Source organism: Gordonia rubripertincta, from assembly GCF_038024875.1.
Classification (GTDB): domain Bacteria; phylum Actinomycetota; class Actinomycetes; order Mycobacteriales; family Mycobacteriaceae; genus Gordonia; species Gordonia rubripertincta.
In genome coordinates this window covers 795,272-816,860 of record NZ_CP136136.1, presented here as the reverse complement: position 1 = coordinate 816,860, position 21,589 = coordinate 795,272, and the positions used below count along the sequence as shown (strand labels likewise).

The window sequence follows — 21,589 nt, the reverse complement described above, 5'->3', positions numbered from 1 at the left end:
GATGGTGCCGTCTGAAAGGATCGAGGGGCTCGTGATGTCCGACCCGCATGACCCGATGGAAGGTGAGCGCCGATGAAGAGTGCCCGCGACGCGGTCTACGAAGCGCTGCACGAGCGTCTGACGCACGGCCACTACCCGGCAGACGCCACACTGATCCCACAGACGTTGAGCGAGGAGTTCGGCGTGTCGCGGACCCCGGTGCGAGAAGCGTTGGGGCTGCTCGAGCGCAAGGGGCTTCTGGTCGCGGCATCGCGGGGATTCAGCCTGCGCATCCGCGGTGACGAGGAGATGCTCGAGATCTTCGAGGTGCGGGCCATTCTCGAGTCCAGTGCGGCTGCCGCAGCGGCGCAACGGCATACGCCGGTGGATGTCGCACGCCTCAAAGAGGCATTGGCGCTGAGTTCGGGTCACACCGATCCCGCCGACATCCGTCACGCACTGAACGTCTTTCACGATTGTGTGCTGCAGGCCGCACACAACCAGACCATCTACGACATGGAGCGCGACCTACGCGACCAGATCAAGGTCAGCGCGCCGTGGTTCACCCCGACCGGCCGCGAGAGCTTCGAGAGTGCGGTGAGGGAGCACGAGCAGATCCTGTCGGCGATCATCGACGGCTCGCCCGAGAAAGCGCGGCTGCTCATGCTCGAACATCTCAATCACGATCGGGACGTGCGGATCTCGCAGCTGGTCTCCCGGACCATGGGCGCGGCGGACACCTCGGCTCGCTGAGCCGCTGACACCCGGCTCGCTGAGCGTCTCACACCCGCGGGGCGACGAACCTCGCGGCGTCGAGCGTCATGCCGTTGACCGAGTAGAGCGTGTGCAGGGCGTTGGGGCCACCGACCGGGGCGCCGTCGCAGATGGTGTCACCGGCGACGCAGTAGCGAACGGTCTTGCCGCGGTACGGAGTGGAGACCCGGACCGGCGGTGCGCCGATGTCGTCGATGAAGCGGTCCGACGGAGCTCCGAAGAAGACGATCGCCGCGACGTTGCGTGACAGCGACGCGGGCAGCGGCGGCGGCACGTAGCGGTCGTAGGCGGCGTACCGCGCGGGAAGGTCGAGACCGGCGTGGACCGCGTAGCCGGCCACGACGGCGCCCTGGGAGTATCCGCCGAGGACGACCTTGGTGCGCGGGCAGTTGGCCGCCAGGTACTTCACGCGGTTCTGCGTGGTGCGGACCCCGTCGGCGACGGTCCGGGCGAACTTCAGGCGGTTGCTGAACTGGTCACTCGCCGGGTACGGGACGCCGTAGGCGGCCACCGACTTGCCCGGCAGCTGGCTCCGAACGGCCTCGACGAACGACAGACCGGTCAGCCCCAGCGGTGGCGCGGGCTCGATGGTCCCGCGTGCGAACACGACCTCGACGTCGGAGCATCCCGGCTTGGCGTCGGCCGGGCTTCCGGCGATCAACGCCCCCGTCATCGCGGCCATCAGGGACACGGCGACGATGCTCAACCGCGTGATCACGCCAGTTCGCCGCCGGGTCGTTGGTGAGTTCGCGTCGTCGTTCATTCTGATCCCGTCGGTGGTGGATGTGCTCATCGTCGCGGGAGTCCCCATGTCGTGGCTCCCAGTCGTGACCATCCCACGTTCCCCGGGCACCACGTCACCAAACCCGGAATACTGATTCGGCATGCGGAGTCGTCATGTGAGCACGGTGATCGGCGCGGCAGCCGACGATGTCTACCGATTCGTGTCGGAACCGGACAATCTCCCCAAATGGGCCGCCGGACTGGCGAGTTCGGAGATCGTGCGACGCGGTGACGACCTCCTGGCCGAGTCGCCGATGGGCACCGTGACCGTACGGTTCGTTCCGCGGAACACTTTCGGGGTCGTCGACCACGACGTGATCCTCCCGAACGGCGACACCGTGCACAATCCGCTGCGCGTGCTGCCCCATCCCGAGGGTGCGGAGGTGGTGTTCACCCTGCGGCAGTTGGCCATGTCCGACGACGAGTTCGACCGGGACGCCCGCATGGTCGAAGAAGACCTGGCGCGGCTCAAGGCGCTCTTGGGGTAGCCGCCTGGCCGACCGGACCCGTTTCGGCGGATTCGAACTGATTTACCGATGTCGAATTGCCGTCTGACTACATCAACGATTAGATTCCCCTCAGTTATACGAATGTGATTCGGCCGTGATGTCGGGGGCCTGAACGGGAGCGTCGTGAACAAGGTCGTACGGGGGTCGGTCTGCGCAGCGGTGGCAGTGGTCGTCGCGCTCGGTTCGCTGGTCGGTGGGGGTGCGGCATCCGCCGACTCCCTCTCGCGGTACCTGAACCTGCCGCTGGTCAATCGTGACGCGTCGCAGGGGCCGGGCGGTGTGCACCCGGCGTTGCCGACCGATCCCAGCACGCTGAAGAGGCTGGTCGAGCAGGCCCGCGATCGCGGGCTCGACCCGTCGTCGTATGAGGCGTTGCTGTTCCAGTACTGGCTCGTGGAGACGACGACGCGCGCCGGCATCGACCTCGCGTCGTGGAATCCGCGCGACGGCGTCGGCGCCAATCACCAGAACCTGCTGAAGTCCTACCGCTACTACGAGGATCTGCAGCTCGCGCATCGCGAACTGCAGTGGGCCGGCATGGGTGGTCTGGTCGGCGGCGACTTCGGCGGTGGCCTCCTGGATTACAAGGACGCCACCGAGATCTTCGAGTTCAGTCGGCTGCAGCCCGTCGCACACGCGATCGTGGCCCGCGCCAACGAACTCGCGGGAACGCAAGCGGTGAACAGCCTGCCCGGCGGACTGCGCGCGCTGGCTCGTGTGGGCGCCGAGATCACCGCCGACGATCTGCGCCAGGTCCAGGGCCAGATCCTGGTGATGCAGAAGAACATCTTCTCCGACCTGATGCCGATGCACCGGGCGTACGTCGTCGGCGGACTGCCCGCACTGCGGGAGATGAACGACGCGGGCATCTTCGACGACGAGATCATGCGCGCCTGGGAGGGCATCGCCTCCAAGGAACCCGCCAGAGTCGCGGCAATGCCCGACTGCTGCAGCGTGAGCAGGGCGAGGTCATCGCCCGTCAGTGGGACGCGACCCGCAACTACAAAGGCGACGTCGGTGAGGCGATGACCTACGGCAGCACCGTGGCCGCTGCGCCGTCGGTCGCCGGCGTGATCCCGCCGAGGTCGTTCCGCCCGATGACGGTCGAGGGCCGCGCTCCCGATGGTCGTCGGGCGACGGTGACTCTGCCGCTGCCGGAATGGAACTGGTCGGTGTATGAGGATCGGTGGATCTACATCACCGGGTTCGCGACATCGCCGCGCGGGCCGGCGTGGGCGTCGGCACCGTGTACCGGCACTTCCCGACGCGCGCCGACCTGGTGACCGCGGTCTACCGGCATCAGGTCGACGAGTGCGTGGCGCTCGCCGAGACCTTGAACGCCGACGACGTGCCGCCGACGGATGCGCTGTGCCGGTGGACCTCGGCGTTCACCGACTTCCTGGTCACCAAACACGGACTCAGTGACGCTCTGAGCTCGGACGATCCGAGCCTGAACAACCTGCACGCGTTGATCTTCGACAGTTTGGTCCCGGCATTTGCCTCGTTGGTCGAGCGGGCGCAGGACACGGGAGCGGTCAGCAAGGACGTCAGCGCGGTGACGTTCCTGCGTGCCATCGGCAACCTGTGCATCGTCGGACCCGGCTATACCGAAGCGGACGCAAAGGCGATGGTGGGCCTGCTGCTCGGGGGTTCGGGTGCCTCGCCCGGCGAATCGCTGACAAACTCGTCCCCCTGAGCGCCCTCCGAGGGCGTATTGCCCTCCGAAGCCCCTCAGATGGACGAAATCTTCCGATCGCGATGAGAAAGCCCCTCGGGCAGGGTCTTTCTCTGTATCGGTACGGACCAACCAAGGGATCGGCAATGGAGGCATCGGCAATGACCCGTCTGCTGTTCGTCCACGGCGCAGGTGGATTCACCGACGACCGTCCGATCGCCGACGGTCTCGGCGACGCACTCGGCGTGCCGGTCGACATGCCGGAGTTCTCCGGCGACGACATGTCCCTGCAGGCGTGGGCCGATCCGTTGCGCGCACGGCTGTCTGCGATGGCACCCGACGATCTGCTCGTCGCCCACTCGTTCGGCGCATCGATCCTGCTGCACGTGCTGGCCGAGGCCGGCTACGCAGGGCCGCGGCGCGCCGTCCTCCTCGCGATGCCGAACTGGGGGCCGAACGGGTGGGCGATCGAGCAGTACGACTTTGTCGGACCAGAACCGGGCGATGTTGCGTTCTCCCTGCACCACTGCGTCGACGACGAAGAGGTCCCGATCGGGCACCTGGACCTGAACGCCGCGGTACTCCCGGGTGCGCACCTGCATCGTCACGAGACCGGTGGTCATCAGTTCTTCGGGCAGGTCGGCATCGTCGCCGCCGACGTGCGACACGCCTGCCCGTGACGGCGGTGGTTGCGCGTAGCCGATCCGACCGTGACCCTGGGTAGACAGCGACCCGAGGTCTCGGGAAGGCACACATGATCGCGAACCGTTCGGCGGATGAACCGGTCGGCATTCGTGCTGCGTCGACCGCTGGCCGGTGGCTGATCGTCGCCGCGGTCCTCGGTTCGGGCGTCGCATTCCTCGACGGCACAGTTGTGAACGTCGCGCTGCCGTCCATCGCGCGTGACCTCGGCACCGGTCTGCGTGGGCAGCAGTGGGTGCTCGACGGCTACCTGTTGACGTTGAGCTCACTCCTGCTGCTGGGCGGCGTCGCCGGTGACCGGTACGGGCGACGGCTCATCTTCACCGGCGGGCTGGCGATGTTCACAGTGGCGACGATCGGTTGCGGTGTGGCGCCGACCATCGAATGGCTTGTGGTCGCGCGGCTCGTCCAGGGCGTCGCGGCGGCGGCCGTCGTGCCCGGCAGCCTGGCATTGATCAACGCGGAGATCGCGCCGGAGGATCGCGGTGCGGCGGTTGGGCTGTGGGCCGGGATGTCCGGCGCGACCAGCGCGCTGGGGCCGTTCGTCGGTGGGTGGCTCGTCGACGCGGCGTCGTGGCGCTGGGCCTTCTTCCTGAGCGTGCCGCTGGCGTTGGCCGCGCTGGTCATCTCGATTCGGCATGTGCCCGAGTCCCGCGATCAGTCCGCACCGCCGCGCCTCGATGTCGCGGGGTCCGTGACGATGACGCTCGGTCTCGCGGGCGTCATCTTCGCGTTGATCGAGGGGCCGTCGAGCGGCTGGTCCGCGGGGACGACCGCCGCCGGTCTCGTCGGCGTGGGAGCGCTCGTCGCCTTCGTGGTCATCGAGACGCGGGTGCGTTCGCCGTTGTTGCCGCTCAGGCTCTTTCGAGCGTCGCAGTTCACCGGAGCCAACCTGACGACGCTCCTCGTGTACGCGGCCTTGGGGTGGCGCACTGTTCCTGCTGGCCCTGCAGCTGCAGCAGAGTCTCGGCTATTCGGCGTTCGAGGCCGGGGCGGCGATGTTCCCGAGCACGTTCATCATGCTGTTCGGCTCCCCGCTGGTGGGGAAGCTCGCGCAGACCACCGGGCCGCGACTGCCGATGACCGTCGGTCCGCTGATCGCCGCGGGCGGCTTCGCGCTGATGTCGCGCGTGCAGCCGGGCACGGACTACCTGGCGCACGTGCTGCCCGGCGTCCTGCTGTTCGGGCTCGGGATGACGGTCACCGTCGCACCGCTGACCGCGGCCGCGCTCGGTGCGGTCGACGACGCGCTGGCCGGGACCGCGTCGGGCGTGAACAACGCGGTGGCCCGCGTCGCCGGCCTCCTGGCCGTCGCGGTGCTGCCCGCGGTGGCCGGTATCCACGCCGGCCCCGGAGAGCCTCTCGGCGACGGCTTCCGGACGGCGATGTACATCTGCGCGGCCTTCTGCGCCGTCGGCGGGCTCGTCGCGGCCCTGACCATCAGCTCCGGCGCGGGCTTCCGGCCGCAGGTCCGGGCCGGGATGGACACCGCATGTCAGGACGCCTGCACCCGCCGCGAACAACCGGCGAATCCATAGCTCGAAGCCGCGGTCACCGCGGTTTCGAGCTATGAGACGGCTAGTCGGAACGCTTCCCGGTCCCCGCTGCGATCGCCCACAGCACCAGCACCGGCTGGAAGAACAGACGCGTGAGGCGCTTCTGGTCGGTGTCGAGGCCGAAGGCGTCGATGTGGTCGACGTACTGGTGGATGTTGCCGGGGAACACCGCGACGAAGAACGCCGCGACGATCCACGAGATGATCTTGCGATGGCGCGGAAGGGCGATGAGTGCCGCCCCCAGCGCGATCTCCACCCCGCCCGAGGCGAGCACCACGAAGTCCTTGCTGAACGGCACCCAGTCGGGGACCTGCGCCTGGAACTCCTCCCGCTGCGCGGTCAGATGGCCGATCCCGGCGATCGCCAGGACGGCTCCGAGCGCGATCCGGGCGATCGCGCGGCCCAGCGGCTGGCGGGCGGTGGTGGGGGACAGGATCGACAATGCAGGCTCCTCCAATGGTCGCGTCTGTTGCGTTCCCGGTGGTTCGTGACCGTTCCGGTCTCGGACTGGCAGGGAGGGTGATTCGTCTGATTCTCCCTTCGGCGGCGACCTATGAGAATTAGTCGCGGTACCTAGTAAATGTGTGATACATATGTGACCCCGGACACCGTCGTCCGGGGTAGTTGTCCGCACGGAGGTCAGCCCATGTCCCTCGACCCGATGTCGGTGTTCCGACACCAGTCCTCAGGCCACCCATTCGCCACGATGCGGCTCGGGGAACGGTCATGACGCTGAAGTCGGTGTGGGACGCGCTGAAGGCTTCCGCAGGAGTGGTCATCACTGCGGCGGCGTTCGCCATCGGCCTAGCGGTTCTGGTGGTGGCACAGGTCGTCGTCTTCGCGGCCCGCCTCGCAGTCGATCTTCCCGGCTGAACAACACCCGCAGGTTGATCGATCAGGAATCGAGAAGCGTGAACACTTCGACGCGCCATAGCGTCGAAGCATGACGAACATCAACGCACTCACCCTCGAAGTTCCCGACATCAGCGCCGCGGAGGTCTTCTACGACAAGGCTTTCGGGCTCGACGATCGACTGCGGTTCCGGACCGCGGAAGCACCGAGCCAAGGCTTTCGCGGTTTCGTGATCTCGCTCGTGGTCGCCGATCCGACGGTCGCCGACTCCTTCCTCGATCCCGCGATCGACGCCGGCGCCACCGTGCTCAAGCCCGCGAAAAAGTCCTTCTGGGGCTACGGCGGCGTAGTCCAGGCGCCCGACGGCACGATCTGGAAGGTCGCCAGCTCGTCGAAGAAGTCGACCGGAGCGCCGACTCGCGAGTTCGACGACCTGGTCCTACTCCTCGGCGTCGACGACGTCGCGGCCACCAAGCAGTTCTACGTCGACCGTGGATTCACGGTGGGGAAGAGCTACGGCCGCAAATACGTCGAGTTCGAGAGCGGACCGGACTCGGTGAAGCTCGCACTCTACGGTCGGAAAGCCGCGGCGAAGGACGCCGGCGTCGATGCCGCGGGTTCCGGGTCGCATCGGCTGTCGATCTCCGCCGACACCGGGCAATTCGTCGATCCAGATGGGTTCGACTGGGAATGACTCTCTGTTTGTAGGATCTCATCCTCTTTGTCAGTCGCGAACTGGGGTTTCTCATGATCATGTCACCTGTGGGTTCTCACTAACTTGTCAGAATCCTCAGGCCAGCACTGCTCCCCGGCCGGCGCGTCATAGTTCGAGGTTGCAGTGCTGAAGCGGCGGGTTGCTAGGAGACCGCTACGCGACGTGAACTGCGGCTTGTGAATGGTCGAACCGTCCGACCGGCTGAACAAGGGCGATCGAACGCCGGCCGGTGTCGTGGCGATGTTCCCGGATGTGACGTGTAAGGGCTCGGGACATGCTTGACGTCGTGTCGCCGGGACATCGTTGACGTCTCACGCTTGTCGGTGGTCGCAGTCAGAGTGTGGGGGGTGTCCTTCTCTGCTGAGACTGAATCCGATGCTGAGATCGCTGCACGGGTGCGTGTGGAGGTCAGGTTCCGTGCGGTCACCGAAGTCGCCGACGGTGCTCCGGTCATCGAGGTCGCTAACCGTTACGGTGTCTCTCGCCAAACGGTCACGGCGTGGCGCAAGCGCTATGCCGCATCAGGTCTGGGCGGTTTATCGGATCGATCTCGCCGACCGCGTACTAGCCCGAACCAGATCTCTCCACAAGTGGAGGCGACGATCTGCGAAATGCGACGCACCCACCGGCGGTGGGGTGCCCGGCGCATCGTCTACGAACTCGGACGCCTCGACCCTTATGCGCCCGCGCCCGCGCGGGCCACGGTGCACCGCGTGCTGGTACGCAACGGATTGGTCAATCCTCAAGAGCAGCTACATAAACGGGTCTACAAGCGATGGGAGCGGGAAGCTCCGATGCATCTGTGGCAACTCGACCTGGTTGGAGGTGTGTTCCTGGCTGGCGGCCGGGAATGCAAACTGTTGACCGGCATCGACGACCATTCCCGCTTCGTCACCGTCGCCGCGGTTCTCGAGCAGCCCAGTGGCAGTGCCGTGTGTGAAGCGTTCGTCGGGGCGATGAATCGATGGGGCGTGCCGTTCGAGGTGCTCACCGACAACGGCAACCAGTTCACCGGCAGACACACGCGGCCGTTGCCGGTTGAGGTGCTCTTCGAGCGGACGTGTCGCGAGTACGGCATCACCGCGCGGTTGACCAAACGCCGGTCACCGACCACGACCGGCAAAATCGAACGATTCCATCGCACATTGCGCCGGGAGCTTCTCGACGAGACTGGCGCCTTCGACACCATCGAGACCGCGCAAACGGCTATCGACGAATGGGTCCACGCCTACAACACCTGCAGACCGCATCAGTCGCTGAACATGGCCACCCCTGCCAGCGTGTTCCGCAGTCGCAGCACCGATCCCGACACCATGCCCAGCAAGCCTGTTGGTGCCGAGATCCGACCGGAAGCCGAAGTCGTTCGGCCAGCTCCAACCGTGGCCGATCAGTCGAGTTCCGCCATTGAGTTCGACACTGTCGTGCCGCCGTCCGGTGTAGTGACTATTGCCGGTGTGCAACAGGTGTGGGTCGGAAAGAAACTATGCGCAGCGCAGTGTCGTGATGTGGGCTGACCTGTCGAGCGTGTACATCATCTGCGACGACATCGTGATCAAGACGGTCCGGTCGAAGCTGACCACCGCAGACCTGCAACGACTCCGCGCCCGCGGCACCCGCCCGGGCCGGCCCAGACCGGCGCAAGCCGCGTTCGACACCTCCACCGCCACCCATCGGCCGCGAGCTATCGAGATCGACCGGACCGCGAACCGCGACGGCATCGTCATTGTTCGTGGACATGAACTCGCCCTCGGCGTCGTGACGGCCGGCAGCCGGGTCACCCTGCGGATCGACGGCGAGTTGATCCACGCGACCAACGGCACCCACCTGATCAAGACGCTACCCAATCCTCTTGACCTAGAGAATATTCGCCGCTTGACCGGAGTTCGGGAAGCCAGCACCCCGCTGCCGCCTGCGCCACCGTCAGGGCCGCAGAGCGTGCAGCGCCGGGTTCCCAAGAGCGGTCAGATCATGGTGGCCAGCCAACGCCTCCGAGTCAGTCCGACCTACGCCGGCACCATCGTCACCATCATCGTCGACGATCACCACCTACGAGTGCTCGACGGCGCCAGAGAACTGTCACTGCACGCACGAACCACCACCAAGACCATTCGCAACTTCAACGCCCACCGGCCCCACCGCCGGTAAGCATCTCCCGAGAACACGACGTCACGCATCTCCTGAGACCGCACACGTCAGCTCATTCAAGCTCACGATGGCCGCGGTCGATCGAGTCTCCTCGTACTCTGCATACGCTCGCTCGATCTTCGAACGTGCTAAACAGAAATCCATGGCCGCAGACGCCATCGCTCCTGCGAGCTGCTCCACAGCAGGCGCTCCGTTGGCATCATGTGCGAGAAAGTGCGTCCGCACGATAGTCGATGTTTCCGGAACTGTGACGGCGTCCTCGAACGCCGGCAGGAAGCTGATCAGCGAGCTGCTCGTGCCCCGAGCTAGCTCGAGGAACTGTTCGACGACCGCCGATTCGTCAATCATCACTCACCCTTGATCGCGCAGCACGTCCTCCCGCGACCGGGGAGGCACGTAGGCAGGATATCGGCGCGATAGGACATTCTGGCGGCGCCACTCGCTGGGCGCGCTGATCTGCCGCCCTCCCGGAGGTCGGCAGCCGCATGAGCAGATTGGTGACGTTCGCAGCGAGGGGGTGGGCACCCAGAAAGCCGGTCGTGATGAAACGGATGAGAGGACTCGTCATAGCGGATCTAGAGCGGGCCGTTGGTTCTGGTGTGGTCCGGACCTGAGACCGTGAGCAGCGACCCGAGCAATCGTTCCTCGGCGCGGATAGCCGCAAGCCAAGCTTTCGGCTCAGTGGGGTGCGGTCAATCTCCTCATTGAGTCGAGCCGACGATGTACGTAGGAGGAGAGCGAGAACGCGTCGTAGAAATCGTTCAGAACCTCATCATTGAAGATTCGGCTGGAGTGCGCGCGCGGGTTTCGGAAGTGCCCGTGGATCCCAACGAGCAGGCTTTTAAAGCCGCGGTGCTCGCTGATGTCGGAGTCTGATTCATGGGCGTTGATGGACCAGGCGGGATGCTCGCGATTGGTTCCGAGGACGCCGTCGTAAAGAGCTGCGCCATCACCCGCCAACCCCGTGATGCCGCGGACTCTTGCTGGGATGCTCTTCGACGCTTCCGACATTGCATGAAACAGAGAACGCCCGATGAGTTCCTCGTCGCAGTAGCGGAATAACTCGCTGTGACACCCTCGGCGCCTCAGCTCAGTTTGAAGTCGTCCGGCCAGGGCGGCACCCTCGGAGATGCTGGATGCCTTCGCTCCGGATGCGAGCTTGCCCGCTTCGTTAACTGCGTAGCCGTAGTACACGAGGAACTGGTTGAGCTGGTCGCGCAGCTCGTCGAAACGAGCTGGCTGAGCGGCATACCGGCTAGGATTCATGGCCTTTGCGATGAATCCGCCCATGACGTTGCCGGCTTGCTGTCGAACCTGGACGTTGTAGAGAGTGACGTACAGGCTGTCGCGCTTGTTGCCGCCCGGCTTACGCTGCCTGACTCCCACCATCTGGAGCAAGGAGTCGATCTCGGAACCGGTGAGTCCCGGATGATCTGTCTGCGAAAGCACGTCGCACACGCCCTTGACGAAGGGTGAAGGGAGCAATCTTCGGGGGCGTTTGTTTGGGCATAGTGGTCGACATCGAGTGGCTCTGCTCTTAGAGGCGACTGACCAAGGTCTGGCGCCTTGCGATTAGGTGTTATGACGTTCTTATCATTTCGGACGTGGGTCGGACTCGGAGACTTGGCCTACTCGTCCTCCATCACAGGCTCGGGTTGCTGACCGTGCCGTCGACGCCACAAGTCGCCCATGTCGTCGGCGAACTGGAGATCGACCCGTACGTCGGCTGCTCCGGGAGCGCTGTACATCACCTCAGCTGACTGATCACGCGCGATCACGTCAGGGTATTTGTCGACCATCTGCTTCTGCGCGTGCTGAAAAAGCGAGGAGAGGCCAGGCGCACTCATAAGGTGATCCGAGAACATCCCACCGTAGGAACCGAGGTTCACCGGAACACCGAACATCCCCGGCGGGTATATCGAGTTGGCGCGAGAGCCGATGGCATCAAGCGTTCCGCTCATCCCACCCGCCAAACCCTCACGGAAGAGTGAGGTTCCCCCCGAACCGTAGAGGCATCGATAATGAGGAGCACGATGCCAGAGAAGCGGAAGAAGTACGACCGGGAGTTTCGTGATGGGGCGGTCCGGATCGTCGAGGAGACAGGTAAGCCGATCGCCCAGGTCGCTCGAGACCTGGGGGTCAACGAGGGCACCTTGGGTAACTGGGTCAACCGGGCGCGCGCCGAGCGGGAGGGCCGCGGCGAGCTGACCGTTGATGACGCTGCTGAGCTCAAACGGTTGCGTGACGAGGTCGCCGAGCTGCGCATGGAGCGTGATGTCCTCAAGCGATCAGTGGTCCTGTGGGTGAAGGAGGCGACGAAGTGAGCGTGGCACGCTTTATCGCCGACCAGAGGACCAACTATCGGGTGCCACACGCGGTGTCCTGCCGGCTGCTCGGGGTCAGCGAGGCGTGGTTCTACAAATGGCATAAGCGGACCCAATCGCCGGGTGCGGCAACGGGTTTGCACACCACCCGCGACTATCGCCGGGACACCATCGACCGGGCCGTGGCGGTGGCGTTCGACAAGGCCCGCGGCCTGCACGGGTCACCGCGCCTGCATGCGGATCTGCGTGCTGACGGGTGGACGGTGACCGAGAAGACTGTCGCTGATTCGATGTGTCGTCAGGGCCTGGTCGCGCGGCGGATCCGCCGGCGCAACGGGCTGACCCGCCAGGACAAGACCGCCCCGAAGTTCCCCGATTTGTTGGGTCGCGATTTCACCGCACAGTGCCCCGACCAACGCTGGGTCGGCGACATCACCGAGATCCCGACCGCGGCGGGCAAGCTGTATCTGGCCACGGTCATCGACCTCTACAGTCGCCGCCTGCTCGGTGCGGCCACCAGTCGCCACCCGGATGCAGCGTTGGCGTGTGCGGCGATCGAGATGGCGGTCGCCACGCGGGGCGGTAAGCAGGCGATATGGCGTGATGACGATGCGCAGAAGCTGATTTTCCACACCGATCGTGGGTCGACGTACACCGCGAAACGGTTCACCAGGCTGTGCCAGAAGATGGGTATCCGGCAGTCGATGGGCCGGGTCGGATCGTGTTTCGACAACGCCGCAGCGGAGGCATTCTTCTCTTCTTTGGAGTGGGAAGTGTTGTCACGCAACGAGTTCCATACTATCATGGAGGCGCAGGCGGTCGTGTTGGAGTGGTGCTACGGCTTCTACAATCACCAGCGTCGCCACAGCGCGATCGGGATGATGAGTCCGGTCGACTACGAGAACACCGCAGTCACCGAGCCCGAAGCCGCATAGAGGAGTCCTCCACGATTCCGGGGGAACCACATATTCTCTAGGTCAAGAGGATTGGGTAGCGTCTTGATCAGGTGGGTGCCGTTGGTCGCGTGGATCAACTCGCCGTCGATCCGCAGGGTGACCCGGCTGCCGGCCGTCACGACGCCGAGGGCGAGTTCATGTCCACGAACAATGACGATGCCGTCGCGGTTCGCGGTCCGGTCGATCTCGATAGCTCGCGGCCGATGGGTGGCGGTGGAGGTGTCGAACGCGGCTTGCGCCGGTCTGGGCCGGCCCGGGCGGGTGCCGCGGGCGCGGAGTCGTTGCAGGTCTGCGGTGGTCAGCTTCGACCGGACCGTCTTGATCACGATGTCGTCGCAGATGATGTACACGCTCGACAGGTCAGCCCACATCACGACACTGCGCTGCGCATAGTTTCTTTCCGACCCACACCTGTTGCACACCGGCAATAGTCACTACACCGGACGGCGGCACGACAGTGTCGAACTCAATGGCGGAACTCGACTGATCGGCCACGGTTGGAGCTGGCCGAACGACTTCGGCTTCCGGTCGGATCTCGGCACCAACAGGCTTGCTGGGCATGGTGTCGGGATCGGTGCTGCGACTGCGGAACACGCTGGCAGGGGTGGCCATGTTCAGCGACTGATGCGGTCTGCAGGTGTTGTAGGCGTGGACCCATTCGTCGATAGCCGTTTGCGCGGTCTCGATGGTGTCGAAGGCGCCAGTCTCGTCGAGAAGCTCCCGGCGCAATGTGCGATGGAATCGTTCGATTTTGCCGGTCGTGGTCGGTGACCGGCGTTTGGTCAACCGCGCGGTGATGCCGTACTCGCGACACGTCCGCTCGAAGAGCACCTCAACCGGCAACGGCCGCGTGTGTCTGCCGGTGAACTGGTTGCCGTTGTCGGTGAGCACCTCGAACGGCACGCCCCATCGATTCATCGCCCCGACGAACGCTTCACACACGGCACTGCCACTGGGCTGCTCGAGAACCGCGGCGACGGTGACGAAGCGGGAATGGTCGTCGATGCCGGTCAACAGTTTGCATTCCCGGCCGCCAGCCAGGAACACACCTCCAACCAGGTCGAGTTGCCACAGATGCATCGGAGCTTCCCGCTCCCATCGCTTGTAGACCCGTTTATGTAGCTGCTCTTGAGGATTGACCAATCCGTTGCGTACCAGCACGCGGTGCACCGTGGCCCGCGCGGGCGCGGGCGCATAAGGGTCGAGGCGTCCGAGTTCGTAGACGATGCGCCGGGCACCCCACCGCCGGTGGGTGCGTCGCATTTCGCAGATCGTCGCCTCCACTTGTGGAGAGATCTGGTTCGGGCTAGTACGCGGTCGGCGAGATCGATCCGATAAACCGCCCAGACCTGATGCGGCATAGCGCTTGCGCCACGCCGTGACCGTTTGGCGAGAGACACCGTAACGGTTAGCGACCTCGATGACCGGAGCACCGTCGGCGACTTCGGTGACCGCACGGAACCTGACCTCCACACGCACCCGTGCAGCGATCTCAGCATCGGATTCAGTCTCAGCAGAGAAGGACACCCCCCACACTCTGACTGCGACCACCGACAAGCGTGAGACGTCAACGATGTCCCGGCGACACGACGTCAAGCATGTCCCGAGCCCTTACACGTCAGCATCGCCAGATTCGCGAGGATGACGAGCTGGATTACGTCTGGCTGTCAAGCGACGTCACCCCTGAGTGCGGCATGTCTCATGGAATGGGGCACTCCGGTGAAGGGGTGTTGGCCACTGCCGGAGAAGAAGCCGTAGCTGTTGGCTGAGCAAATCTGGTGCAGGACCAGATCGAGCGGACGGGGATTCAGTGGCCCCGCGGCCGCACGGGAGGCGCCATGGGCGCAGTTCTCATCGGAGGGATAGCAACATGGAGTGGCCGCGACGGCGAGCAAGCAGCGATCGGCTCCCTCTCTGCCTGACTTCGAACCATCGGCCGTCCGCGACATCGGCGGACGTTCGGCGCCGACAACTCGTCCTACTCTGACACGTTTCCTTACCAGCTAAAGCGGCTGTGGCAGAGTCGGTCATGCTCGGTGTCAAATGTATTCGTCACGGGTGCGCGTCTTGGCTGAGGGGTAAAGATGGCGCCCGAGTCGTCCTCCCGCGCCGGCCGGCATCATCCTCGGCCCCATGTCGTATTCGGCAAGCGGGAAATTGCGGCTAGTTAACATTAACATGGCGTGATCGTCGTCACTCGATGCGGCGAATGGCCTCGTTACGTGACGTAGCAGGCCGCCCAGATTGTCGGTCGGTCGGGCAGTTGGTGTGCGAAAACCGTCGTCGGTGATCATGATCTCGCGGTCGAGGGTGACGACCGAAACATTCTCGTGGCGGTATCGCATGTGTGCGTCTATCAAACGTCGTTGCTGCGGTGTTGCAATGTCCCGAAGGCCCGACTGGATTCGTTCGGTGAATGCCATAACGGTGGCTAGAACGAACCGGCTGGTGTCCTCGGCGAGGCGGCAGACGTTGAGGTGTGGCTGAGAATTGCCGCGTAGGCGATGCTGGCTGACTTGTAACGACCGTGCGCTTCGGACGGGGCGGGCCCGGGTTACCGTATCGAAACGTTATGAACCAGTCGCGAAATTCGTTGTGGTGTAATCAGCTGACGCCCCGATTGGGCTGGTCGAGCATTCATGCGGCTGGCGGGCGTGCACGTCGAAGTCGAAACTGCGACGGGGAGCAGCCGACCCACCGAGCAAACGCATGAGAAAAGCTTGCGACGTCGCAGTACCCCAGTTCGGTAGCAATCTGGCCGATTCCGACGCCGGGATCGAGAAGTCGGAGGATGGCGTGCTCCTGCATGAATTGCTGTCGTAGGCGGCGCAGGGTGGTGCCCTCGGCGTGTAGGTGCCGTTTGAGTGTGCTTACCGATACCGACAGCTCTGCTGCGATCCGACTAGCGTTGACTCGAGCAGGGTCTGCATCAAACTGGGCTCGGACGCGCTGCGTGTACGAGTTGTGACGCCGCTGATCGCAGAGCCGTCGCAGTTCGGCGGTACCGATCCGGTAGGCGACGGGATCGGAAAAGCGGCACACCTCATGAAGCGCCTCGGCTGGTATGCGAACAAATGACGCTGGCGCATCGAAGACGACTCGATGCCCTATCTCTCCCACGTTCAGCGGCTCGGTCGGCGCCGGGCAGGTCAGGTGTAACTCTGCTGAGGACACATCTCCTGTGAGTATTTTCACCAGACGCAGAACGGTCAGGCCCCCATAAGTGACGGCAAAGCAGTCGGTACCCGCGCTGTCGGTGCGCCCTGCGAGACCGATGGTAAGACCACTGGCGCCATGATGAAAGTCCGCACTTAGCGCCGTCGAGATCAACGGCAGAAAACGAAGCAACTCGACGATGTCAACGACCGACCCGGCACTGACCAGCGGCAGGCTCAGTGGACCGAAGGAGGTCAGCTGAGCGTGCTCAGCGAATGCGAGGCCCAGCCGAAACCCGTCGTGCGGCCCCATCGTCGGATACACGTCATGAAACCATTGCATCGGCACCTGCGCTTCTTGCGTGATCAACGTTCTGAGGTCGGTGCCCTCCTGGGCCATTATCCGACCGAATGCGCTCGTCGCCTCCGTGCCCAGCGCACCGCTGTCGAGAAGCTGTGCAAACGCCAACGGGGGCACACCGGATTCACCGAGGGTCACGTGAGCCAGATTAACAACAGATTGCGACGTTCACACATGGATCGGTCGGGATCCGCACATTCACACTCAAGGGGAACCTCATACGTGCAAGGAGGTGGCCATGGCCACGATCACATACATCACCCACGATGGAGACGACTACGAAGCCGATCTCGTGGAGGGGAAGTCGCTCATGCAGACCGCCGTCGACGAAGCCGTCCCCGGCATCGACGGTGATTGTGGTGGCGAAGCGGCCTGCGGTACGTGTCACGTCATTGTCGACCCGGCGTGGATCAAGACCGTCGGGCGCAGCGGCGAGGGCGAGGAAGAGATGCTGAGCATGCATCCGGAACGGGAAGGAACCTCGCGGCTGTCCTGCCAGATGATCGCGACTGAGGAGTGGGACGGCCTGACTGTTCGCCTCCCGGAATTCCAACTCTGACCCGCAACGACGAAGGAATGCAATCATGAGCATCGCAGCCACCGTCGCCGAGAAGGCGCAATCAATGATCCCGATCGACCTTCAGATCCGGGGGGCGCATGTCTATGACAAGACCCGCCGAATCGTCACAAGGACCGACGGCCAGAAGATCTTCACCGAGACCCCGATCCCGCCGGTGGACGAGGTCGATCTCGCCGAAATCGACCTGAGTAACCCGTTCCTGTATCGCCAGGGTATGTGGCGCTCGTACTTCGAGCGTGTCCGCAACGAGGCGCCGGTGCACTTCCGTTCGGAGAGCCCCTTCGGTCCGTTCTGGTCGGTCACGCGACACGCCGACATCATCGCGGTCGACAAGAATCACGAGGCGTTCTCCGCCGAACCGTTCATCATCATCGGCAGGCCCCCGCGTTTCATGGACATCGCGATGTTCATCGCGATGGATCCGCCCCGGCACGACAAGCAGCGCGCCGCAGTGCAGGGCGTGGTGGCTCCGAAGAACCTTCGTGAGATGGAGGGGCTCATCCGCGCGCGCGTCCGCGAAGTCCTCGACGGCCTCCCACTCAACGAGCCGTTTGACTGGGTCCAGACTGTGTCGATCGAACTCACTGCACGCATGCTCGCGACGCTACTTGACTTCCCTTACGACAAGCGGCACAAGCTGGTCGAATGGTCCGACCTCGCGACCTCGATGGAGCAGGCCAACGGCGGCCCCTCGGACAACGACAGGGTCTTCCGTGAGATGGTCGCGATGGCGCAAGGCCTGAGTTCGCTGTGGCGGGACAAGGCGGCACGTACCGTGGCCGGCGAAGAGCCTGGCTTCGACCTCATCACCATGCTGCAAAGCAACGAGGACACCAAGAACCTCCTCGACGATCGCCCCATGGAGTTCCTCGGTAACCTCGTGCTGCTGATCGTCGGCGGCAATGACACGACCCGCAACTCCATGAGCGGCGGAGTGCTGGCCCTCAACGAATACCCCGAGCAGTTCGAGAAGCTCAAGGCCAACCCCGACCTCATCCCCAACGCGGTGTCGGAGATCATCCGCTGGCAGACCCCTCTTGCTTACATGCGCAGGGTCGCCAAGAAGGACGTCATGCTCGGCGGCCAGTTCATCCGCAAGGGTGACAAGGTGGTGATGTGGTACGCCTCGGGCAACCGAGACGAGCGCGTCTTCGAGCGTCCAGACGAGCTCATCATCGACCGGGCCAACGCCCGCAACCACATCGCGTTCGGTTTCGGTGTACACCGCTGCATGGGCAACCGGCTCGCCGAGCTCCAGCTACGCATCCTGTGGGAGGAGCTCCTCCCTCGCTTCGACAACATCGAGGTGGTGGGTGAGCCGGAGTACGTGCAATCGAACTTTGTCCGTGGGATCAGCAAGATGATGGTTCGCCTGACCCCCAAGGGGGAAATGTGACGGCTGATCAGGTCGTCATCCTCGGCGCGAGCCACGCCGGCGTCCAACTCGCGGGCGCTCTCCGAAAGGAGAAATGGGCCGGGGATGTCTTGCTGATCGGCGACGAGGGCAGGCTCCCCTACCAGCGTCCACCGCTGTCCAAGGCATACCTGGCAGGTGCATCACAGCTTGATGACTGCGCGATCCGCGGACGTCAGTTCTACGACAAGCAGCGGATCGAGCTCGTGGACGGAACGGCGACGGCGATCAACCGTTCCGCGCACACCGTCACCCTCAACAGTGGAGACGTGGTGTCTTACGCCACGCTGGCACTGTGCACCGGCGCGCGCGCCCGCGCGCTGACCGTTCCGGGCGCCGAGTTGACGGGCGTCCACTACTTGCGCACCGCCACCGACGTCGAGGCCATCCGTGCCGCGGTGGTGCCAGGTTGCCGGGCCGTCATCGTCGGCGGCGGCTATATCGGCCTGGAGACGGCCGCCTCACTTCGAGCTCAGGGTGTGGACGTCACTGTTCTCGAGGCTGCGGAACGCGTGCTCGAGCGGGTGACCGCGCCGGTGGTCTCGAGGTTTTTCGACCGTACCCACCGGACCGAGGGTGTCGATGTTCGCACCAGCGCGTTGGTCGAGGGTTTTCGCGGGGAGGGGCGAGTCGAAGAGGTGGTGCTCGCCGACGGTGAGACCCTGGCCGCGGACCTCGTCATCGTCGGTGTCGGCATCATTCCCAACACGGATCTCGCGGTCGCCGCGGGCCTCGAGGTTGACGACGGAGTCATCGTCGACGACCATGCACGCACCAGCGACCCCGACATCGTCGCCGCCGGCGACTGCGTCAACCAACGGATCGCACGGTACGACAGGCGCGTCCGCCTCGAATGTGTGGCGGCCGCCACCGAGCAGGCCAAGGTCGCGGCAGCGACCATCTGCGGCAACGAAGCCGGTCTCACCGCGCTGCCTTGGTTCTGGTCCGATCAATACGATCTGAAGCTGCAGATCGCCGGGCTCAACACCGGGTACGACGAGGTACTGGTCAGCGGTGACCCTGACCACGACCGTGACTTCACCTGTTACTACTTCAACGACGGCGAGCTGATCGCCGCGGACTGCGTCAACAGACCCAAGGATTTCATGAACGCGAAGCGTACGATCGCACAGCGTTCGTCGCTCGACAGGTCCGAACTGATCGGAGCCACACCATGACCACATCACCCGCGGCAGCGGAAAGGCCGGCGGCGGCGCTCACAGCATCGACCTTCCTCGACATCCATCACGCGACCGTGCAGGCCTTCACCCAAGACGCGGTCGGCGACGCGGACACCGATCGCGAGAAGGCGCGGCGCCTCTTCGCCGCAGTCCGAGACCAGATCCGTTACGACCCCTACACCGTCTCTGACAAGCCCGATCATTACCGGGCCAGCCATGTCATCGAGTCCGGACGTGGGTACTGCGTACCCAAAGCGGTCGTACTGACAGCCGCGTTCCGCGCGGCAAACATACCGGCCCGGCTCGGCTTCGCTGATGTACGCAATCATCTGCAGACCGACGCGCTGCGCGAACTCATGGGAACCGACGTCTTCGTATATCACGGATACAGCCACGTCTACATCGAGGGGCGCTGGTTGAAAGCTACACCCGCGTTCAACATTGAATTGTGCACTCGATTCGGGGTCCCACCTATCGACTTCACCGGCGATCGCGACGCGTTGTTTCACGCGCACGCGGCGGACGGCTCCGCGCACATGGAGTACGTGCACGAACGCGGCGTCTACAACGACTTGCCCCTCGAGGAAATCCTGGCGGGCCTGCGGCATGCCTACGGCCCTCTGATCTTCTCGGGACGGCCAGCTCCGTCCGACGCATTCCGCGCATAGTGTGCGCTCCGGCGGGCTACCGCCGCAGGTTACTGCCCGCTCGAACACCCGTGCCACCACCTGTCGGCCAGATCCCGTCGCACAGTGTCCACCACCACTAGGGAGACCATGACAATGTCCGAGTCATTGCTCGACACCTATCCACACCGAATGGGCGGCCATTGCGGCTCCAGCGCGATGCGCGACTTGATGGTGAGGGGGACCCGTTTGGTGGTCCAGTCGCTATGCGGCTTGGGATTGGTGGGTCGTGGTCCACTGTAGAGCGAATTCAGCGGGGCTGAGTTCGCCGTGGGCGCTGTGGGGCCTGGCGGTGTTGTAGTCGGTCCTCCAATCCTCGGTGATCACTTGGGCTTCGAGCAGAGAATCGAAGCGCCACGAGTTGAGCAGTTCATCGCGTAGTCGACCGTTGAACGATTCGATCCAGCCGTTCTGCCATGGCGAACCGGGGTCGATGAACAAGGCTCCGGTGCCGGTGAATCGGCACCAGTCGCGTACGGCGTGGGCGACGAATTCGGGGCCGTTGTCGAACCGCACGTAGACCGGCGCCCCGCGGGTCAAAGCCAGCGTGTCAAGGACTGCGACCACTTGGTCGGCGTCGATTGACCTGCCGATCTCGATGGCCAGGCACTCTCGGGTGTACTCATCAATGATGTTGAGTAGCTTGATCGTACGACCATCAGCGAGGGTGTCGAATTGGAAGTCCATCGCCCAGATCACGTTCGGCCGGATAGGACACATCGCCCCTACGGTGACACCGACGCCGGTCAACCGCTTCTTTTTGCGGCGCTGGGGCACTCGAAGTCCTTCCTCACACCATAGTCGACGAATACGTTTGTCGTTGACCGCCCATCCGGATTTGCGTGCCATCTTCGCTGCTCGCCGCCACCCCCACCGGGGCCGGTCGGTGGAGAACCTGCGTAGCCAGGCCCTCAGCCTGGTGTCCTCGTCGTCCGCTGGTTGTGTCCTCAGGCGCATCGTCGAGCGGTGGATACCGACCACCGCACACGCCCGACGCTGAGACACCCCGAACCGTTCTTGCAGCACCGTCACGGCGCGGCGTTTACGGTTCGGGGTCAAAAGTTTCCCGACGACAGGTCCTTGAGCATGTCAATGTCGAGGGCCTGGTTGGCCACGAGCTTCTTGAGTCGGGCGTTCTCCGCCTCGAGTTCTTTGAGCCGCTTGGCGTCATCAGCTTTCATGCCGCTGGCAGGTCCCCGATAACCGGTCCAGTCGGTCCTAGAGCCAGTTCTTTCTTGCGGT

At 64.3% G+C, this 21,589-nt stretch carries 21 protein-coding genes and 4 pseudogenes; 15 read left to right on the top strand and 10 right to left on the bottom strand.

Annotated elements, in window-relative coordinates; translation table 11 throughout:
* The first annotated feature begins 72 nt into the window (after positions 1-72).
* Complete coding sequence (locus RVF83_RS03650) at positions 73-732, top strand: GntR family transcriptional regulator (protein WP_005195461.1); 660 nt, start codon at positions 73-75, stop codon at positions 730-732.
* Between the two features lie 28 nt (positions 733-760).
* Here the strand turns inward: RVF83_RS03650 and RVF83_RS03645 are convergent, their stop codons facing one another.
* Positions 761-1,516: a cutinase family protein gene (locus RVF83_RS03645; RefSeq protein ID WP_051989251.1), complete on the bottom strand. Its 756-nt coding sequence runs from the start codon at positions 1,514-1,516 to the stop codon at positions 761-763.
* Positions 1,517-1,637: 121 nt separating this feature from the next.
* Here RVF83_RS03645 and RVF83_RS03640 point away from each other — a divergent pair, with 121 nt between their 5' ends.
* The 5 genes and pseudogenes from RVF83_RS03640 to RVF83_RS03620 all read left to right on the top strand — a co-directional run bounded on the left by RVF83_RS03640 (position 1,638) and on the right by RVF83_RS03620 (position 5,960).
* Positions 1,638-2,024 carry an SRPBCC family protein gene (locus RVF83_RS03640; RefSeq protein WP_005195457.1) on the top strand — a complete coding sequence of 129 codons (387 nt, stop codon included), beginning with the start codon at positions 1,638-1,640 and terminating at the stop codon, positions 2,022-2,024.
* Positions 2,025-2,168: 144 nt separating this feature from the next.
* A pseudogene (locus RVF83_RS03635) lies at positions 2,169-3,247 on the top strand (hypothetical protein); the annotation flags it as partial.
* Positions 3,232-3,741 (top strand): TetR/AcrR family transcriptional regulator, encoded by a 510-nt coding sequence (locus RVF83_RS03630; protein ID WP_005195451.1) that lies wholly within the window; start codon positions 3,232-3,234, stop codon positions 3,739-3,741. The pseudogene RVF83_RS03635 and the gene RVF83_RS03630, both read left to right, overlap by 16 nt.
* A 140-nt stretch (positions 3,742-3,881) precedes the next feature.
* Positions 3,882-4,400: an alpha/beta hydrolase gene (locus RVF83_RS03625; protein WP_039880026.1), complete on the top strand. Its 519-nt coding sequence runs from the start codon at positions 3,882-3,884 to the stop codon at positions 4,398-4,400.
* 74 nt (positions 4,401-4,474) lie between these two features.
* Positions 4,475-5,960: pseudogene (locus RVF83_RS03620) on the top strand (DHA2 family efflux MFS transporter permease subunit).
* 40 nt (positions 5,961-6,000) lie between these two features.
* Here the strand turns inward: RVF83_RS03620 and RVF83_RS03615 are convergent.
* Positions 6,001-6,420 carry a DoxX family protein gene (locus RVF83_RS03615; protein WP_005195445.1) on the bottom strand — a complete coding sequence of 140 codons (420 nt, stop codon included), beginning with the start codon at positions 6,418-6,420 and terminating at the stop codon, positions 6,001-6,003.
* 284 nt (positions 6,421-6,704) lie between these two features.
* Here RVF83_RS03615 and RVF83_RS03610 point away from each other — a divergent pair, with 284 nt between their 5' ends.
* The 3 genes and pseudogenes from RVF83_RS03610 to RVF83_RS23695 all read left to right on the top strand — a co-directional run bounded on the left by RVF83_RS03610 (position 6,705) and on the right by RVF83_RS23695 (position 9,690).
* Positions 6,705-6,851 carry a hypothetical protein gene (locus tag RVF83_RS03610; RefSeq protein ID WP_162904513.1) on the top strand — a complete coding sequence of 49 codons (147 nt, stop codon included), beginning with the start codon at positions 6,705-6,707 and terminating at the stop codon, positions 6,849-6,851.
* 70 nt (positions 6,852-6,921) lie between these two features.
* Complete coding sequence (locus RVF83_RS03605; RefSeq protein WP_005195444.1) at positions 6,922-7,524, top strand: hypothetical protein; 603 nt, start codon at positions 6,922-6,924, stop codon at positions 7,522-7,524.
* Positions 7,525-7,928: 404 nt separating this feature from the next.
* Positions 7,929-9,690: pseudogene (locus tag RVF83_RS23695) on the top strand (IS481 family transposase).
* Positions 9,691-9,711: 21 nt separating this feature from the next.
* Here RVF83_RS23695 and RVF83_RS03590 read toward each other — a convergent pair.
* The 3 genes from RVF83_RS03590 to RVF83_RS03580 all read right to left on the bottom strand — a co-directional run bounded on the left by RVF83_RS03590 (position 9,712) and on the right by RVF83_RS03580 (position 11,594).
* Positions 9,712-10,038 (bottom strand): hypothetical protein, encoded by a 327-nt coding sequence (locus RVF83_RS03590; RefSeq protein ID WP_005195047.1) that lies wholly within the window; start codon positions 10,036-10,038, stop codon positions 9,712-9,714.
* A gap of 330 nt (positions 10,039-10,368) precedes the next feature.
* Positions 10,369-11,139 (bottom strand): TIGR02391 family protein, encoded by a 771-nt coding sequence (locus RVF83_RS03585; RefSeq protein WP_244278410.1) that lies wholly within the window; start codon positions 11,137-11,139, stop codon positions 10,369-10,371.
* 179 nt (positions 11,140-11,318) lie between these two features.
* On the bottom strand, positions 11,319-11,594 hold the full coding sequence (locus RVF83_RS03580) for a hypothetical protein (RefSeq protein WP_174351908.1): 276 nt from the start codon (positions 11,592-11,594) through the stop codon (positions 11,319-11,321).
* A gap of 129 nt (positions 11,595-11,723) precedes the next feature.
* On the opposite strand from RVF83_RS03580, the gene RVF83_RS03575 reads away from it, so the two are divergent.
* Complete coding sequence (locus tag RVF83_RS03575; RefSeq protein ID WP_005195137.1) at positions 11,724-12,014, top strand: transposase; 291 nt, start codon at positions 11,724-11,726, stop codon at positions 12,012-12,014.
* Positions 12,011-12,949, top strand: coding sequence for an IS3 family transposase (locus tag RVF83_RS03570; protein ID WP_074853410.1), 939 nt, complete (start codon positions 12,011-12,013; stop codon positions 12,947-12,949). Before RVF83_RS03575 ends, RVF83_RS03570 begins: the two co-directional genes overlap by 4 nt.
* On the opposite strand, the gene RVF83_RS03565 is transcribed toward RVF83_RS03570, so the two are convergent.
* From RVF83_RS03565 to RVF83_RS03550, 4 genes are all read right to left on the bottom strand, one after another.
* The gene (locus tag RVF83_RS03565; RefSeq protein ID WP_341261998.1) at positions 12,910-13,320 is read right to left on the bottom strand and encodes a hypothetical protein; all 411 of its coding nucleotides are present in this window, start codon (positions 13,318-13,320) and stop codon (positions 12,910-12,912) included. The two genes, RVF83_RS03570 and RVF83_RS03565, sit on opposite strands and share 40 nt — an antisense overlap.
* A 10-nt stretch (positions 13,321-13,330) precedes the next feature.
* Entirely contained in the window at positions 13,331-14,497 is a 1,167-nt protein-coding gene (locus tag RVF83_RS03560) for an IS481 family transposase (RefSeq protein WP_157226879.1), read from the bottom strand.
* A gap of 512 nt (positions 14,498-15,009) precedes the next feature.
* Positions 15,010-15,393 (bottom strand): hypothetical protein, encoded by a 384-nt coding sequence (locus RVF83_RS03555; RefSeq protein WP_223372675.1) that lies wholly within the window; start codon positions 15,391-15,393, stop codon positions 15,010-15,012.
* A 214-nt stretch (positions 15,394-15,607) separates the two neighbouring features.
* Complete coding sequence (locus RVF83_RS03550) at positions 15,608-16,624, bottom strand: helix-turn-helix domain-containing protein (RefSeq protein ID WP_005195135.1); 1,017 nt, start codon at positions 16,622-16,624, stop codon at positions 15,608-15,610.
* Between the two features lie 100 nt (positions 16,625-16,724).
* Between RVF83_RS03550 and RVF83_RS03545 the strand changes: the two genes are divergently transcribed.
* From RVF83_RS03545 to RVF83_RS03530, 4 genes are read left to right on the top strand one after another with little or no spacing between them, the layout of a single operon-like run.
* Entirely contained in the window at positions 16,725-17,045 is a 321-nt protein-coding gene (locus tag RVF83_RS03545; RefSeq protein ID WP_005195134.1) for a 2Fe-2S iron-sulfur cluster-binding protein, read from the top strand.
* A gap of 25 nt (positions 17,046-17,070) precedes the next feature.
* On the top strand, positions 17,071-18,462 hold the full coding sequence (locus RVF83_RS03540) for a cytochrome P450 (protein ID WP_005195133.1): 1,392 nt from the start codon (positions 17,071-17,073) through the stop codon (positions 18,460-18,462).
* Positions 18,459-19,658, top strand: coding sequence for an NAD(P)/FAD-dependent oxidoreductase (locus RVF83_RS03535; RefSeq protein WP_005195132.1), 1,200 nt, complete (start codon positions 18,459-18,461; stop codon positions 19,656-19,658). The genes RVF83_RS03540 and RVF83_RS03535 overlap by 4 nt, the downstream gene beginning before the upstream one ends.
* Positions 19,655-20,329, top strand: coding sequence for a transglutaminase-like domain-containing protein (locus RVF83_RS03530; protein ID WP_005195131.1), 675 nt, complete (start codon positions 19,655-19,657; stop codon positions 20,327-20,329). The genes RVF83_RS03535 and RVF83_RS03530 overlap by 4 nt, the downstream gene beginning before the upstream one ends.
* Positions 20,330-20,551: 222 nt before the next feature.
* Here the strand turns inward: RVF83_RS03530 and RVF83_RS03525 are convergent.
* Positions 20,552-21,534, bottom strand: a pseudogene (locus tag RVF83_RS03525) (IS3 family transposase); the annotation flags it as partial.
* Between the last annotated feature and the right edge of the window lie 55 nt (positions 21,535-21,589).

Coding starts and splice junctions, on each gene's coding strand:
- RVF83_RS03650 (WP_005195461.1), top strand. CDS start 73: ATGAAGAGTGCCCGCGACGCGGTCTACGAAGCGCTGCACGAGCGTCTG.
- RVF83_RS03645 (WP_051989251.1), bottom strand. CDS start 1,516: ATGAACGACGACGCGAACTCACCAACGACCCGGCGGCGAACTGGCGTG.
- RVF83_RS03640 (WP_005195457.1), top strand. CDS start 1,638: ATGCGGAGTCGTCATGTGAGCACGGTGATCGGCGCGGCAGCCGACGAT.
- RVF83_RS03625 (WP_039880026.1), top strand. CDS start 3,882: ATGACCCGTCTGCTGTTCGTCCACGGCGCAGGTGGATTCACCGACGAC.
- RVF83_RS03610 (WP_162904513.1), top strand. CDS start 6,705: ATGACGCTGAAGTCGGTGTGGGACGCGCTGAAGGCTTCCGCAGGAGTG.
- RVF83_RS03605 (WP_005195444.1), top strand. CDS start 6,922: ATGACGAACATCAACGCACTCACCCTCGAAGTTCCCGACATCAGCGCC.
- RVF83_RS03590 (WP_005195047.1), bottom strand. CDS start 10,038: ATGATTGACGAATCGGCGGTCGTCGAACAGTTCCTCGAGCTAGCTCGG.
- RVF83_RS03580 (WP_174351908.1), bottom strand. CDS start 11,594: ATGTTCGGTGTTCCGGTGAACCTCGGTTCCTACGGTGGGATGTTCTCG.
- RVF83_RS03575 (WP_005195137.1), top strand. CDS start 11,724: ATGCCAGAGAAGCGGAAGAAGTACGACCGGGAGTTTCGTGATGGGGCG.
- RVF83_RS03555 (WP_223372675.1), bottom strand. CDS start 15,393: ATGGCATTCACCGAACGAATCCAGTCGGGCCTTCGGGACATTGCAACA.
- RVF83_RS03545 (WP_005195134.1), top strand. CDS start 16,725: ATGGCCACGATCACATACATCACCCACGATGGAGACGACTACGAAGCC.
- RVF83_RS03540 (WP_005195133.1), top strand. CDS start 17,071: ATGAGCATCGCAGCCACCGTCGCCGAGAAGGCGCAATCAATGATCCCG.
- RVF83_RS03530 (WP_005195131.1), top strand. CDS start 19,655: ATGACCACATCACCCGCGGCAGCGGAAAGGCCGGCGGCGGCGCTCACA.